Raw genomic sequence first — 13682 nt, 5'->3', positions numbered from 1 at the left:
CGCCCGATCCTCCCCGATCTGGTAAAGCTCAGATGTTCCGCTGTGCGTCGTCTGCACAGAACAAATCGTACACGATTTCCAGTATACGTTTGGGACGGTCATCCGCCAAACGGTAATAGATCGCCTTACCATCGCGGCGGGGAACGACAAGTCCCTCCAGCCTGAGGCGCGACAATTGTTGGCTGACAGCCGCTTGACGGGCCGACAAGAGCTCTTCCAGTTCGGTGACGGATTTTTCGCCCGTGACCAGATGGCACAGGATCAGCAACCGGCCTTCATGGCTGATCGCTTTGAGAAAGTTACTTGCTGTTGTCGCATTCTCGACGAACAGGTCCATCTCGGCATCCGAGATGCTGTTAGAAAATACCGGAAGTGGCACCTGCCTTTCCCCTTCTTCTGTCTCCGAAGCGTATGCCGTCGCACAAACCTTCTCAGGGCAGGCTGCCGTCGGAACGCAGGTATCACGAATGACTGGCCCAGCCTTGCGACCGAACCCTATCAGCGCGCCAGCAAAGCCGCTAAAATCAGCTGGCCCCGATGAAATCCGTCTTCTCCTTTAGCAGTTTTTCCAGAAGACCCCAGAAAAAATCCTCACCCGGATAGCCTTCGATACGGCCGAGTTCCTGTCCGTCCTCGATCAGGATGAATGTGGGAGTGAAGAGGGCAGGTCGCGCGAAGGTCATCCCCGCAGGTGCGCCATCGCGGATATCGACGATACGCAGCGGCGCATAGGCACCCAGATCCGTATTGGGATAGGCTGGGCCGATCTGTTCCTTCCACGCGATGCAATAGGGGCATCCCGCGCGGTCCACCATGACCAGTTCGGCGGCCGCAAGCGGCAAAGCTGCAAACCATGTCACGGCGATCAGCCCGGTTGTCGCAAGGCGGCGGGAAAGACGGTCGATCAGGCGCATGACAGATCCGGTTGGTTTCAACACTGAACGGTTGCTGCGCGAGAGTGGCAGCAGATGATTGACGACGACGGTATACACAACGTAATCTGAATATGTGAATAATTCAAGGAGTCCCGCTGATGCTGGACATTTCCTATGCTGGTGCGGCGCTGGCCGGTCTGTTGTCGTTCTTTACGCCCTGTATCCTGCCGATGGTTCCCTTCTACTTATGCTACATGGCGGGCATTTCCATGTCCGAACTGCGGGAGGACGGGGCTATCGCCGCTGGCGCGCAAAAGCGCCTTGTCATTTCGGCCATATTTTTTGCGCTTGGTGTCAGCACGATATTCGTCTTGCTGGGAATGGGGGCCACGGCGCTGGGGCAGACCTTCGCGCAGTGGCGGCAACCTCTGTCCTATCTGGCCGCGGCGGTACTGCTGATCTTCGGGCTTCACTTTCTGGGCGTGATCCGTATCGGGCTGCTCTATCGCGAAGCACGGATCGACAGCAAGGCCGCGCCGACGACCGCAATCGGGGCCTATGTCATGGGGCTGGCCTTTGGTTTCGGCTGGACGCCATGCGTGGGGCCGGCGCTTGCCGCGATCCTGATGGTCGCCAGCGGAATGGGAGACATCTGGCAGGGCGGCGCGTTGCTGCTTGTCTACGGGTTGGCCATGACCGCGCCATTTGTCGTGGCTGCACTGTTTGCCAAGCCCTTTCTTGGCTGGATGCAGCGCAACCGCAAATATCTGGGGCATGTGGAAAAGGTGATGGGTGTCATGCTGATCATCTTTGCTATCCTGATCGCAACCAATGCGGTCAACCTGATTGCCGATGTCATGATTCGCTGGTTCCCCGGCTTCTTGTCGATCGGTTGAAACGCCACGGAGTGAGAACGACATGAGACAGATATTGACCGGAGTTCTGGCCGCCGCCTGCACCATCGGCTTGGGGCTGGGGCCGCTTGCCGCAGCGGAACTGGGGGATGACGGGCTGCACAAGACCGCATGGATGCGCGATACGTTCAAGGATTTGCGCGACGATCTGGCCGAGGCCAATGCCGAGGGCAAGCGCCTTGCTATCATCTTCGAGCAGCGCGGCTGCATATACTGCACGAAGATGCATGCTGAGGTTTTCCCCGATTCGGAAATCGATTCGTTCATCCATGAGACCTACTTTGTGATCCAGATGAATATGTTTGGCGATGTCGAGGTGACGGATTTCGATGGCGAAACCCTGCCCGAAAAGGAGATGGCCCGCAAATGGGGGCTGCTGTTCACGCCGACTTTGATGTTCCTGCCGCAGGACGTCCCCGAAGGCGTGACCGCCCCGCAGGCCGCCGTGGCTGTCATGCCGGGGGCCTTCGAAAAAGGTACGACTTTGGCTATGTTACGCTGGGTGGCGGAAAAGGGATATGAAGGGGACGAACCCTTTCAGAAATACCTTGCCCGGTCTCTGTCCGAGTAACACAGTATAGCTTTGCCGGTTCAAGGCGTCGGGCAGAGTTTGTAAAAGTCTTCAGATAAGTAAATTCGTTTTTATGAATTTGTTGTTGCGCGAGACCTTGTGCGTGGACTACGGTATACAAAGCTAACTCAGCCAGAAGATCTGGTAGCTAAGGGAGGGAACATGAAATTTTCAGTACTGACACTCGCGGCGTCGCTTGTGGCAACCGGTGCCTTCGCGGCTGAACCTGTGGCTCCGGCCGATGTGGTTTATACCGACGGCGCGATCGAGGCATCGCTGTCCGGCACAGCCGGCAACCCCGAAGAGGGGGCAAAGGTCTTCGGAAGTCGCGCGATGGGCAATTGCGTGGCATGCCATGAAGTGACCAGCCTCAATTCGAATTTCCCCGGCAATGTCGGCCCGATGCTTGACGGTGTCGGCAGCCGCTGGAACGAGGCCGAGTTGCGCGGCATCGTCGCGAATGCGAAACTGATGTATGAAGGCACGATCATGCCTGCCTTCTACAAGGTGGACGGGTTCACCCGTCCGGGTAACGGGTATACCGGCAAGGCCGCCGAGACACTGGAACCCATCCTGTCCGCCCAACAGATTGAAGACGTCGTTGCGTTCCTGATGACTCTGAAAGACGAGTAATCGGACACACCAGGATATAAGGAGACACCAAACATGGAATTCACAAGACGCGATACACTGGCGATCGGCATGGGGGCTGTTGCCATTACCGTGCTGCCCTTCCGTGTGAACGCAGCTGCAGAAGAAGCCATTTCCGCATTTACCGGCGGTGCAGATATTGCCGAAACCGGTGTGACGCTGATCGCGCCCGAGATTGCCGAGAACGGCAATACCGTACCGATCGGGGTCGAGGCGGAGGGCGCTGTGGCGATCATGGTTCTGGCGATGGGCAACCCGACACCGGGCGTTGCAACCTTCACCTTCGGCGAATTGGCAGGGGCACATTCGGCCTCGACCCGTATCCGTCTGGCTGGCACGCAGGATCTGGTTGCTATCGCCCAGATGGCAGATGGCAGCTTTGCGAAGGCCAGCTCGAACGTGAAAGTAACAATCGGCGGCTGCGGCGGCTGATCTGCGCCACATCCCTCCGGTCTGACGGGCCGGAAACCGCAAACGCATTGCAAGATTTAGGAGAGTTAAAATGGCAGAAGGCGTAAAACCCCGCGTCAAGGCCCCCAGCTCGGCAGCAGCCGGCGAAGCGGTCGTTCTGAAAACCCTGATCAGCCACCAGATGGAATCCGGACAGCGCAAGAACGCTGACGGCACGCCCATCCCGCGCTCGATCATCAACCGCTTCACCTGCGAGTTCAACGGAAAGTCCGTGATCGACGTCAAGATGGAGCCAGCGATCTCGACCAACCCGTATTTCGAGTTCGAAGCCGTGATTCCCGAAGCCGGTGATCTGAAGTTCACCTGGTACGACGATGATGGCGACGTCTATGAGGACGTCAAGTCTGTCGCCATCGCGTAAGGCAAGAAGACCAAGCAAGATCCCGGGATGCGGACAGTAGATGATCCGCGCCCCGGGCAGCCAAAAGGGAGGGTATCATATGAAATTCAAGGCAATGACGGCTATAGCTGCGCTGCTGCTGTCGGTTCCAGCGATGTCGCTGGCCGATCCAGATGAGGACCAGTTGGTTCTCAACGGAGAGATGGAGTCGGTCACCGAGACCGCTGCGCCGGCACATCTGTCCGATGTTCTGGACACGATCTATTCGGGATGGCGCTTCCGCGAGAACGAAACCCAAGCTCTGCAGATGGACGATTTCGACAATCCAGGCATGATCTTTGCCGATCTCGGTCTGGATCAGTGGAACGCTGTCGAGGGCGAGGAGGGCAAATCCTGTGCAAGCTGCCATGACGATGTGACCGAAAGCATGAAAGGCGTGCGCGCTGTCTATCCCAAGTGGAACGAGGCAGCAGGTGAGGTCCGGACCCTTGCGATGCAGATCAACGACTGCCGCGAGACCAACATGCAGGCCGAGCCCTACAAATACAACAGCACCCAGATGACAAACATGGAAGCCCTGATTTCTGTGCAGTCGCGCGGCATGCCGGTCAATGTGGCAATCGACGGTCCTGTTCAGGCGACATGGGAAGCGGGCAAGGAAATGTACTACACCCGTTTCGGCCAGTTGGAGCTGTCTTGCGCCAACTGTCACGAGGACAACTATGGCAACATGATCCGTGCCGATCACCTGAGCCAGGGCCAGATCAACGGCTTTCCGACCTACCGTCTGAAGAACGCAAAGCTGAACCAGACGCATGACCGCTTCCGCGGTTGTATCCGCGACACACGCGGGCACACGTTCGACGTCGGCAGCCCGGAATTTGTGGCGCTGGAGCTATACGTGGCAAGCCGTGGGAACGGCCTGTCGGTCGAAGGCCCGTCAGTCCGTAACTGAAGATGATTTCGGGGGCGGACTAACCGCCCTCGAAACACCCGCATTCGCAATTTGACAAGCTGGCCTATTCGGCCGAACCGCTGGCCGCTTCGGGCAGTGGACTGGAACAACTCAAACTAATTCGGAGCCCGCCCCATGATCTCTCGCCGTGATTTTCTTCAAGCCGGCATGGCCGCATCCGCGCTGGTGGGCGCATCGGGCTTTGGCAACTGGTCGCGTCTGGCGGCCCAGCAAGCCCTGACACAGGATCAGTTATTGCAATTCGATACCTTCGGCAACGTGTCGCTGATCCATATCACGGACATCCACGCACAACTGAAACCGATCTATTTCCGCGAGCCCGAAATCAATCTGGGCGTCGGCGACAACAAGGGTCATGTGCCCCACATCACCGGCGCTGATTTTCGCAAACTCCACGGGATCGAGGACGGCTCTCCCTCGGCCTACGCGCTGACGTATAATGACTTTACAGCGCTGGCAAAAACCTATGGCCGGATGGGTGGCATGGACCGTGTTGCAACGGTTGTGAACGCGATCCGTGCGGAACGGCCCGATGCCCTGCTGCTGGATGGTGGCGATACATGGCACGGCTCTTACACCTGCTATCACACGCAAGGACAGGACGTCGTCAATGTGATGAACGCGCTCAAGCCGGATGCGATGACCTTCCATTGGGAATTCACGCTGGGCACGGAACGTATCCGTGAACTGGTCCAAGGACTGCCCTTTGCTGCATTGGGTGCCAATATTTTCGATGCAGAATGGGATGAGCCGTCCGAGGATTTCAAACCCTATGAGATGTTCGAGCGCGGCGGCGTCAAGATCGCGGTGATCGGGCAGGCCTTCCCCTATATGCCGATCGCCAATCCCGGCTGGATGTTCCCCGAATACAGCTTTGGCATCCGTGACCAACGGATGCAGGAAATAGTGGACGAGGTGCGCGCTGCAGGGGCTGAACTGGTCGTCTGCCTCAGCCATAACGGCTTTGACGTGGACAAGCAGATGGCATCGCGGGTGACGGGTATCGACGTGATCCTGACGGGGCATACCCATGACGCCTTACCCGAGCCTGTGCTTGTTGGCGAGACGATCCTGATTGCATCAGGCTCGAACGGCAAGTTTGTAAGCCGTGTCGATCTGGATGTCCGCGACGGGCGGATGATGGGTTTCCGCCACAAGCTGATCCCGATTTTCAGCGACGTGATCGCACCCGATACCGCCGTTGCCGCCGTGATCGACGAACAGCGCGCACCCTATATGGACCAGTTGACCGAGGTGATCGGGCAGGCGGATACGCTGCTGTACCGCCGTGGCAATTTCAACGGCACATGGGACGACCTGATCTGCGACGCCCTGATTTCCGAGCGCGAGGCAGATATCGCCATGTCACCCGGCGTGCGCTGGGGGCCGTCGATCCTGCCCGGGCAGGACATCACCCGCGAGGATATCCACAACGTCACCTCGATGACATATGGCAAGGCTTACCGCACAGAAATGACAGGGGAATTCCTGAATGTCATTCTGGAAGACGTCGGTGACAACCTGTTCAACACCGACCCCTATTACCAGCAGGGCGGTGATATGGTGCGCGTGGGCGGTCTGGGCTACCGGATCGACATTTCCAAGCCGATGGGCCAGCGCATTAGCGAGATGACCCTGCTCAAGACCGGCGAGGCGATTGATCCCGCGCAAACCTATGTCGTGGCGGGGTGGGCTTCGGTCAACGAAGGCACCGAAGGTCCGCAGATTTGGGACGTGGTCGAGGACTACATCCGCAAACAGGGCACCGTAACGGTCGCCCCGAATACAAGTGTGCAGGTCGTGGGGGCCTAAAGCTCCCATGGCCACAGGAATAGTTTGACTCTATCAAATTCATAAAAATGAATTTGATGATCTGAAAAGGAGGCAAGGATAAATGACTGCCAACTCCAATGACATGAAGTCCTCGCGCCGCGCGTTCCTTCGGGGCGCGTTGGCCGCAGGTGGCGCTGTGGCAGGGGCCACGGCTGCGCGGGCTGCAGGGCCTGATCCCTTGATCACCGAGGTGCAATCCTGGGCCAGTGGTCTGGGTGCGCCGGTTGATGCCACGCCTTACGGTTTGCCGATCCAGTTCGAATCCGATGTGATCCGCCGCAACGTGGAATGGCTGACAGCGGACACGATCAGCTCGATCAACTTCACGCCGATCCATGCGCTGGATGGCACGATCACCCCGCAGGGTTGCGCGTTCGAGCGGCACCATTCGGGCGCGATCGAGCTGTCCAAGAAAGATTACCGCCTGATGATCAACGGGCTGGTGGATCGCGAACTGGTCTTCACCTATGAGGATCTCGAGCGTTTCCCGCGTGAGCAGCATGTCTATTTCTGCGAATGCGCTGCCAATACTGGCATGGAATGGGCGGGCGCGCAGCTCAATGGTGCGCAGTTTACGCACGGCATGATTCACAACATGGAATATACCGGCGTGTCGCTCCGCACCTTGCTGACCGAGGCAGGCTTGGATGCCGCCGGTGATCTGTCGGATAAGTGGGTCTATGTGGAAGGGGCCGATGCCTCGTCCAATGGCCGTTCGATCCCGATGGAAAAGGCGCTGGATGATGTGCTGGTTGCCTTCAAGGCCAATGGCGAGGCCCTGCGGATGGAACACGGCTATCCCGCGCGTCTGGTCGTGCCCGGCTGGGAAGGCAATATGTGGGTCAAATGGCTGCGCCGGATCGAAGTGGCGGATGCCCCCGTGGAAAGCCGCGAGGAGACCTCGAAATACACCGACACGCTGGCAGATGGCACATCGCGGAAATGGACTTGGGTGATGGACGCGAAATCCGTCATCACCAGCCCCAGCCCGCAATCGCCGATCCGTCACGGGAAAGGCCCGCTTGTGATCACCGGTCTGGCATGGTCGGGCCGTGGTGCGATTACCCGTGTCGATGTGACCGTGGACGGAGGCAAGACATGGCAGCCGGCGCGTCTGGCAGCGCCCGGTCAGAAAATGGCGCTGGCACGTTTCTATTTCGATCACAACTGGGATGGCGAGGAGATGCTCTTGCAGGCCCGCGCCCATGACGAGACAGGCTATGTCCAGCCGACCAAGGACCAACTGCGCGAGGTGCGCGGCCTGAACTCGATCTATCATAACAACTGTATCCAGACCTGGTGGGTGAAACCGAACGGGGAGGCTGAAAATGTCGAAATCTCTTAATCTTTACGGCGGTTTGGCGCTGGGCAGCGTTGCCATGTTGACGGCTGCTTACAATTTCGCCGATCGCAATGTGACGCCTTTCCCGACCGATGCGCGTTTGCAGGGCGAGGCGCCCTCAAATCCCGATCTCGGCTTTATGGTGCGCCCGGCTGTCGCCAGCACCAGCACCAGCGATGGACCTTTGGGGATCGGGCGCGTCGCCCTTCCCGAAGAGGTCGCGGCATGGGATCTGGATGTGCGCCCCGACGGTCACGGCCTGCCTGTCGGGTCTGGAAATGTCGCGGATGGTGACGAACTGTTTCAGGATTATTGCGCCGTATGTCACGGCGTCTTCGCTGAAGGCGTCGACAACTGGCCCAAACTCGCCGGTGGCTCGGATACGCTGGACCGCGACGATCCTCTCAAGACAGTAGGGTCATATTGGCCGCATCTGTCGACGGCGTGGGACTATGTCAACCGCTCCATGCCTTTTGGCAACGCGCAAAGTCTGGCCACAGACGAGGTTTATGCCATCACGGCCTATATCCTCTACTCGAACGATCTGGTGGATGACGATTTTGTCTTATCGAACGAGAACTTTTCCGAAATCGTGCTGCCTAACGCGGACGGTTTCATCATAGACGATCGTGACGAGACAGAATTGCCCGTCTTCTCGCAGGAACCCTGCATGGAGAATTGCAAGGAAGCTGTCGAAATCACGATGCGCGCTACTGTTCTGGATGTGACGCCGGACCAGACCGCTGCCCGTGAAGCCTTTATCGCGGAAGAAGCGGCAGAAGCCGAAGCCGAAGCTGCAGAGGAATCCCAACCCGCAGCAGAGACCGCGGCGACTGCGACAGAACCCTCTGAACCTGCCGCGAGCGAAACCGCAGCAGCGCCTGCAACAGCCGCGCTGGATATGGAACTGGTTGCCGCTGGCGAGAAGGTATTCAAGAAATGTGCTGCCTGCCATCAGGTGGGCGAGGGCGCACAGAACAAGACCGGTCCGCATCTGAACGGTGTGATGGGGCGCACGCTGGGCAGTGTCGAGGGGTTCAACTACTCCAAGACAATGGCTGAAATGGGTGCTGCCGGTGCCGTTTGGGATGACGAATCCATGGCCGCGTTCATGACCAAGCCGCGCGATTACGTGAAGGGCACCAAGATGTCTTTTGCAGGTCTGAAGAAGGAAGACGAGATCGCTGCCATCAACGCATTCCTGCATTCGGTGTCGCAGTAAGGACGCCGGACAGGGCCGCATCGCCGGCCCTGTCCATTCCACGTTGAGCGGCGTGGACAGACTGTGGGCCGATGTCGGAGGGGGCTGACCCGCGCTGAAGGCAAGGCTGCACAAGACATTTGTTCTACTGTCTAAGCTCTTGATCCATCATGTGTTCTCTCCTTTCGATCAAAGCCGCATCAGACGGACTTTCTGGCATCTGGCCCAGTGTCTGACTTGAAATTCCAGTTGTTTTCAGATCGTTTTCGGGGTCTTCTGACGACGCGAACGAACAGGATGAGATGATGATCAAAGCTCTGGTGAAGATCCTCGGACTGGCGGCGCTGTGTGGTGGTGGCGGCATCGCCCATGCCGATTTGTTGGGTGACGCAAAAAGGGGTGAAACGCTGTTTCGCGACTGTCGGTCCTGCCATCAGGTCGGTGAGGGAGCGCAGAACCGGATCGGCCCCCATCTCAACAATATCTTCGGACGCAAGGCGGGAAGTGTCGGGGACGACTACCGCTATTCCAAGGGGTTGGCGCGGATGGGTGCGGATGGCCTGATCTGGTCCTTCGACACGCTGGACGCCTATATCGAGAATCCCAAAGCGCTGGTCAGCGATACACGCATGGCCTATCGCGGCATGAAGGACGAGAAGGATCGCGCCGATCTGTTGGCCTATTTGCGTGATTTCTCGGCCAGCCCTGCGAATATCCCCGAAAGCCAGCCCACAGCGCGCCCGCGCGAGGTGGAACTGTCGTCCGAAACCCTCGCGATTGTGGGGGACAAGGCTTACGGCGAGTATCTGGCCAGCGAATGCCTGACCTGCCATCAGCGCAGTGGATCGAACGAGGGTATTCCCGGCGTAGTTGGCTGGCCCGTCGAGGATTTCGTGATCGCCATGCATGCTTATAAGCGGCAGATCCGCCCACATCCTGTGATGCAAATGATGGCAGGGCGGCTGTCCGACGAAGAGATTGCGGCATTGGCCGCATATTTTGAGGATCTGGAATGATCCCGCTGTTCTTAGGGAGGAACAAGACATGAGACTGAACAGACGAGCCTTTATCGGCACCGGTGTTGCAGCCACTGCTGCGTTGCAGGCCCCTATGGTGTGGTCGCAGGGACGCGCACGTGTCGTTGTCATCGGCGGCGGTGCCGGCGGCGCTACTGTCGCGCGCTATCTGGCCAAGGACAGCAATGGCGAGATTGACGTCGTGCTGGTGGAACCTGCGAAGCATTATTACACCTGCTTCTTTTCGAACCTCTATATCGGGGGTTTTCAGGATATGGCGGACCTCGGCCATTCCTATGGCACACTGGCTGCGGAATACGGGGTCAATGTCGTGCATGATTGGGCGGTCGGGGTCGACCGCGACGCCAAGACCGTGACGCTGGCGGGCGGCGCTGTGCTGTCCTATGACCGATTGGTCCTCAGCCCCGGTATCGACTTTGTCGACGGCTCGGTTCCCGGGTGGGATGTGAGCGTCCAGAACAAGATGCCCCATGCCTATAAGGGCGGATCGCAGGCGGAACTCCTGAAGGCGCAGATCGAGGCGATGCCGGAAGGCGGGCGTTTTGCGATGGTCGCGCCGCCCAACCCCTACCGCTGCCCCCCCGGTCCCTATGAGCGGATCAGTATGGTCGCACATCTGCTGACACAGGTGAACCCGACGGCCAAGATCCTGCTGGTTGACCCAAAGGAATCTTTCAGCAAACAGGCGCTGTTCGAGGAAGGCTGGCAAAAGCATTATGGCGGCATGGTCGAACGTATCGGTCCCGATTTCGGCGGCGACAAGGTCGAGGTGCGGGCCGACACGATGGAAGTCATCATCGACGGCAACGCCGAGAAAGTCGACGCCTGCAATGTGATCCCCGGCCAGAAGGCAGGCCGCATCTGCGAGATGGCAGGTGTGACCGAAGGAAACTGGGCTCCCGTGACAGGCCACACGATGCAAAGCCGCATTGATGGCAATGTTTATGTTCTGGGCGATGCAAGCAATCAGGGTGACATGCCGAAATCGGGCTATTCCGCGAACAGTCAGGCCAAGGTTGCCGCCATGGCAATCCGTGGGGAATTGCTGGGCAGTTCGGTCTTTCCGGCCAAGTTCTCGAACACGTGCTGGTCACTGATCGCAACCGATGACGGTGTCAAAGTCGGTGCCGCCTATGAGGCCACGGATGAGAAGATCGCCTCGGTCTCAAGCTTCATTAGCCAGACGGGTGAGGATGCGGACCTTCGCAAACAGACCTACGAGGAAAGCCTTGGCTGGTATGCCGGTATCACCAGCGACATGTTCGGCTGATCCTTGATCGCACGAAAACAGACCGCCCCTCGCGCAAGCTTGGGGCGGTTTGCGTGTCAGGGCTCCTGTCCGCAACAGGACGACGCGAAATTATACTAGCGTTATCCCTTTGACCTCGCCCAGCAGCTTGGGAATCTTGTCTTTGAACTTGAAAAAACCAGCCGTGGCATGGGGCCAAGCCGCGCTGTCATAGTCACGGCGCAAACGGATCAGCCGGATACCGTCAGGGGCCAACAGCGCCGCGAGTGCACGCAAGGCGGAGGCGTTCGGTCCGACAGGTGCATAGGGCGTCACGACCTGCTTCGCCCCGTGCCCGCGCACCCAATCTGCAAGCAGGGCTGTATCGGTGATCGGGGTGTAAACCTCGCCTATCCTGTCCGCCCACCGTGTGGTGGCATCGGTCATGGCCCCTGACACGAAATCCGTCAGATGCGGGGCCACATGCAGCGGGCTGCGCTGATGTGTTGTGATCAGACATGCGGTCGCAATAGGCGCAATTCCTTGTTCGAACAGGAAACCGGGGCTCAGATCATCGTCATGCAGGATGCATACCGTTGCTGACGTCGGATCGGCCTGCTCTGCGGCAGGCAGGGGTTGGCGTGGTGTCACCTGACCCTCAAGGGGAACCGCTATGGATGCCAGACCCTTGGGGCGGAACCGTCCTTTTGTGTAGGTTTCGATATTGTCAGGGCGCGCCAGATAGGTTTTGCCCTGCGTTTGCAATCCCGCAACCCAACGCCAGCTAAGGGTATTTGACGCAGGATCACCGTCCAGCAGATGGCGCAGAAAGAAATCCGCGCCAAGTTCCCACGGCAGGCGCAGCGTGAAAATCCAGATGGAAGCGAACCACATCCGCGCGTGATTGTGCAGATAGCCCGTCTGCACCAATTCCTGCGCCCAATGGTCGAAAGCGTCGATTCCGGTCTGCCCCTTGCAGGCATCGGCCCATGCCGCGCGCAAGCCCGATTGCGTTTGCACCGCGTCCAGCGCGCCGCGCAGCCCTGCCTGATAGATGTCCCACACGGATGGGCGCATCTCCAACCAACCCTTCCAATAAGTGCGCCAGAACACCTCCTGCACGAATTTCTCTGCGGCGGCGGGGGAATGGCGCGTCAGAATGGATTGGAGCACCTCAGTCTCGGTCAGTAGCCTGTGCCTGATCCAAGGCGAAAGGGTCGAGACATGCCCGTGCTGACCCGCGCCCAGATCATAGTTTCGAAATCGTGCATAATCCGTGCCTGCAACGGGGATAAACCGCGCCAGACGTTCCAGTCCGGCGGTGCGTGTCGGCATGAAATCCTGTGTCGTGGTCAATGTCATATCGGGCGGCCTTCCGGTCACTGGGATGCTTGCCGACCGCGACCTAGCGTCTTTCGCAAAGGGTTCAATTGCAGGCATTCCAGACCTGTGCCAGCACGCCAAGGGGGGATTAATCCGCCGCGCCCCTTGCAGGCAGGTGGGCGCAAGACTAAGACTCCCTTAGCACCTCACGTCTATGGATGAACAACAGCACAAGCAGGCAGGCCGATATGAAAGACCCTATTGACGTTTACATGAATACACTCGTGCCGATGGTGGTCGAACAGACCAGCCGTGGCGAACGGGCCTACGATATCTTCTCGCGCCTGCTGAAGGAGCGGATCATCTTCCTGTCAGGCCCCGTCCATGACGGCATGTCGAGTCTGATCGTGGCGCAGCTTCTGCACCTTGAGGCGGAAAACCCGTCCAAGGAAATCAGCATGTATATCAACAGTCCCGGCGGTGTTGTGACATCCGGTCTGTCGATCTATGACACGATGCAGTATATCCGGCCGAAAGTGTCTACCCTTGTGGTCGGGCAAGCAGCATCGATGGGGTCGCTTCTGCTGACCGCCGGCGAGAAGGGGATGCGCTTTTCGTTGCCCAACAGCCGCGTCATGGTGCACCAGCCTTCGGGCGGCTACCAGGGGCAGGCGACGGATATTATGATCCACGCCGCCGAGACCCAGAAGCTGAAAAACCGGTTGAACGAGATCTATGTCAAGCACACCGGCCAGTCCCTGAAAAAGGTCGAGGCCGCGCTGGAGCGTGACAATTTCATGTCCGCCGAGGACGCCAAGGAATGGGGCCTGATCGACGAGATCGTGGCCAGCCGCGGCAAGGCGGAAGAGGTGAAATCGTAACAGTTTGTTGTCCCGCCCGTCGCCGGGTGGGACAATTTT

General features: G+C 58.7%; 15 protein-coding genes. 12 read left to right on the top strand and 3 right to left on the bottom strand.

Translation table 11 applies throughout. The annotated features are described in order from the left end of the window. Positions 1-28 precede the first annotated feature (28 nt). Together K7H22_RS07290 and K7H22_RS07285 are read right to left on the bottom strand one after the other, a co-directional pair. A complete protein-coding gene (locus tag K7H22_RS07290) occupies positions 29-379 on the bottom strand; it encodes an ArsR/SmtB family transcription factor (RefSeq protein WP_419248160.1) in 351 nt (116 codons plus the stop codon). 145 nt (positions 380-524) lie between these two features. Next, positions 525-914, bottom strand: a complete 390-nt coding sequence (locus tag K7H22_RS07285; RefSeq protein WP_230800074.1) for a thioredoxin family protein — start codon at positions 912-914, stop codon at positions 525-527. 119 nt (positions 915-1033) lie between these two features. Between K7H22_RS07285 and K7H22_RS07280 the strand changes: the two genes are divergently transcribed. The 11 genes from K7H22_RS07280 (at position 1034) to K7H22_RS07230 (ending at position 11481) form a co-directional block, all read left to right on the top strand. Next, positions 1034-1771, top strand: a complete 738-nt coding sequence (locus K7H22_RS07280) for a cytochrome c biogenesis CcdA family protein (RefSeq protein ID WP_230800073.1) — start codon at positions 1034-1036, stop codon at positions 1769-1771. A gap of 22 nt (positions 1772-1793) precedes the next feature. Beyond that, entirely contained in the window at positions 1794-2360 is a 567-nt protein-coding gene (locus tag K7H22_RS07275) for a SoxW family protein (protein WP_230800072.1), read from the top strand. Between the two features lie 162 nt (positions 2361-2522). Then, on the top strand, positions 2523-2993 hold the full coding sequence (gene soxX, locus K7H22_RS07270) for a sulfur oxidation c-type cytochrome SoxX (protein ID WP_230800071.1): 471 nt from the start codon (positions 2523-2525) through the stop codon (positions 2991-2993). A gap of 33 nt (positions 2994-3026) precedes the next feature. Beyond that, a complete protein-coding gene (gene soxY / locus K7H22_RS07265; protein ID WP_230800070.1) occupies positions 3027-3443 on the top strand; it encodes a thiosulfate oxidation carrier protein SoxY in 417 nt (138 codons plus the stop codon). 70 nt (positions 3444-3513) lie between these two features. Then, positions 3514-3843 carry a thiosulfate oxidation carrier complex protein SoxZ gene (gene soxZ, locus K7H22_RS07260; protein ID WP_230800069.1) on the top strand — a complete coding sequence of 110 codons (330 nt, stop codon included), beginning with the start codon at positions 3514-3516 and terminating at the stop codon, positions 3841-3843. A gap of 79 nt (positions 3844-3922) precedes the next feature. Then, positions 3923-4777 (top strand): sulfur oxidation c-type cytochrome SoxA, encoded by an 855-nt coding sequence (gene soxA, locus K7H22_RS07255; protein WP_230800068.1) that lies wholly within the window; start codon positions 3923-3925, stop codon positions 4775-4777. A 135-nt stretch (positions 4778-4912) separates the two neighbouring features. Further along, on the top strand, positions 4913-6610 hold the full coding sequence (soxB, locus tag K7H22_RS07250; RefSeq protein WP_230800067.1) for a thiosulfohydrolase SoxB: 1698 nt from the start codon (positions 4913-4915) through the stop codon (positions 6608-6610). 82 nt (positions 6611-6692) lie between these two features. Continuing rightward, positions 6693-7976 carry a sulfite dehydrogenase gene (soxC, locus tag K7H22_RS07245; protein WP_230800066.1) on the top strand — a complete coding sequence of 428 codons (1284 nt, stop codon included), beginning with the start codon at positions 6693-6695 and terminating at the stop codon, positions 7974-7976. Continuing rightward, positions 7960-9195 carry a c-type cytochrome gene (locus K7H22_RS07240; RefSeq protein ID WP_230800065.1) on the top strand — a complete coding sequence of 412 codons (1236 nt, stop codon included), beginning with the start codon at positions 7960-7962 and terminating at the stop codon, positions 9193-9195. Before soxC ends, K7H22_RS07240 begins: the two co-directional genes overlap by 17 nt. Positions 9196-9479: 284 nt before the next feature. Next, complete coding sequence (locus K7H22_RS07235) at positions 9480-10190, top strand: c-type cytochrome (protein ID WP_230800064.1); 711 nt, start codon at positions 9480-9482, stop codon at positions 10188-10190. 28 nt (positions 10191-10218) lie between these two features. After that, a complete protein-coding gene (locus tag K7H22_RS07230; RefSeq protein ID WP_230800063.1) occupies positions 10219-11481 on the top strand; it encodes an NAD(P)/FAD-dependent oxidoreductase in 1263 nt (420 codons plus the stop codon). Between the two features lie 90 nt (positions 11482-11571). Here K7H22_RS07230 and K7H22_RS07225 read toward each other — a convergent pair whose 3' ends face one another. After that, positions 11572-12801 carry an FAD-binding domain-containing protein gene (locus tag K7H22_RS07225; protein WP_230800062.1) on the bottom strand — a complete coding sequence of 410 codons (1230 nt, stop codon included), beginning with the start codon at positions 12799-12801 and terminating at the stop codon, positions 11572-11574. A gap of 209 nt (positions 12802-13010) precedes the next feature. Here K7H22_RS07225 and K7H22_RS07220 point away from each other — a divergent pair, with 209 nt between their 5' ends. Then, a complete protein-coding gene (locus K7H22_RS07220) occupies positions 13011-13643 on the top strand; it encodes an ATP-dependent Clp protease proteolytic subunit (protein WP_230800061.1) in 633 nt (210 codons plus the stop codon). Positions 13644-13682: the final 39 nt, after the last annotated feature.

Origin of the sequence: Seohaeicola saemankumensis (genome assembly GCF_021021435.1) — a bacterium.
Taxonomy (GTDB): domain Bacteria; phylum Pseudomonadota; class Alphaproteobacteria; order Rhodobacterales; family Rhodobacteraceae; genus Seohaeicola.
This window is presented reverse-complemented; position numbering and strand designations above follow the sequence as displayed.

Excerpts from the sequence above, each read along its gene's own strand:
- K7H22_RS07280 (WP_230800073.1), top strand. The coding sequence starts at position 1,034 with ATGCTGGACATTTCCTATGCTGGTGCGGCGCTGGCCGGTCTGTTGTCG.
- K7H22_RS07285 (WP_230800074.1), bottom strand. The coding sequence starts at position 914 with ATGCGCCTGATCGACCGTCTTTCCCGCCGCCTTGCGACAACCGGGCTG.
- K7H22_RS07235 (WP_230800064.1), top strand. The coding sequence starts at position 9,480 with ATGATCAAAGCTCTGGTGAAGATCCTCGGACTGGCGGCGCTGTGTGGT.
- K7H22_RS07230 (WP_230800063.1), top strand. The coding sequence starts at position 10,219 with ATGAGACTGAACAGACGAGCCTTTATCGGCACCGGTGTTGCAGCCACT.
- K7H22_RS07220 (WP_230800061.1), top strand. The coding sequence starts at position 13,011 with ATGAAAGACCCTATTGACGTTTACATGAATACACTCGTGCCGATGGTG.
- soxY (WP_230800070.1), top strand. The coding sequence starts at position 3,027 with ATGGAATTCACAAGACGCGATACACTGGCGATCGGCATGGGGGCTGTT.
- soxA (WP_230800068.1), top strand. The coding sequence starts at position 3,923 with ATGAAATTCAAGGCAATGACGGCTATAGCTGCGCTGCTGCTGTCGGTT.
- soxZ (WP_230800069.1), top strand. The coding sequence starts at position 3,514 with ATGGCAGAAGGCGTAAAACCCCGCGTCAAGGCCCCCAGCTCGGCAGCA.
- soxX (WP_230800071.1), top strand. The coding sequence starts at position 2,523 with ATGAAATTTTCAGTACTGACACTCGCGGCGTCGCTTGTGGCAACCGGT.
- K7H22_RS07225 (WP_230800062.1), bottom strand. The coding sequence starts at position 12,801 with ATGACATTGACCACGACACAGGATTTCATGCCGACACGCACCGCCGGA.
- K7H22_RS07275 (WP_230800072.1), top strand. The coding sequence starts at position 1,794 with ATGAGACAGATATTGACCGGAGTTCTGGCCGCCGCCTGCACCATCGGC.
- K7H22_RS07240 (WP_230800065.1), top strand. The coding sequence starts at position 7,960 with ATGTCGAAATCTCTTAATCTTTACGGCGGTTTGGCGCTGGGCAGCGTT.
- soxC (WP_230800066.1), top strand. The coding sequence starts at position 6,693 with ATGACTGCCAACTCCAATGACATGAAGTCCTCGCGCCGCGCGTTCCTT.
- soxB (WP_230800067.1), top strand. The coding sequence starts at position 4,913 with ATGATCTCTCGCCGTGATTTTCTTCAAGCCGGCATGGCCGCATCCGCG.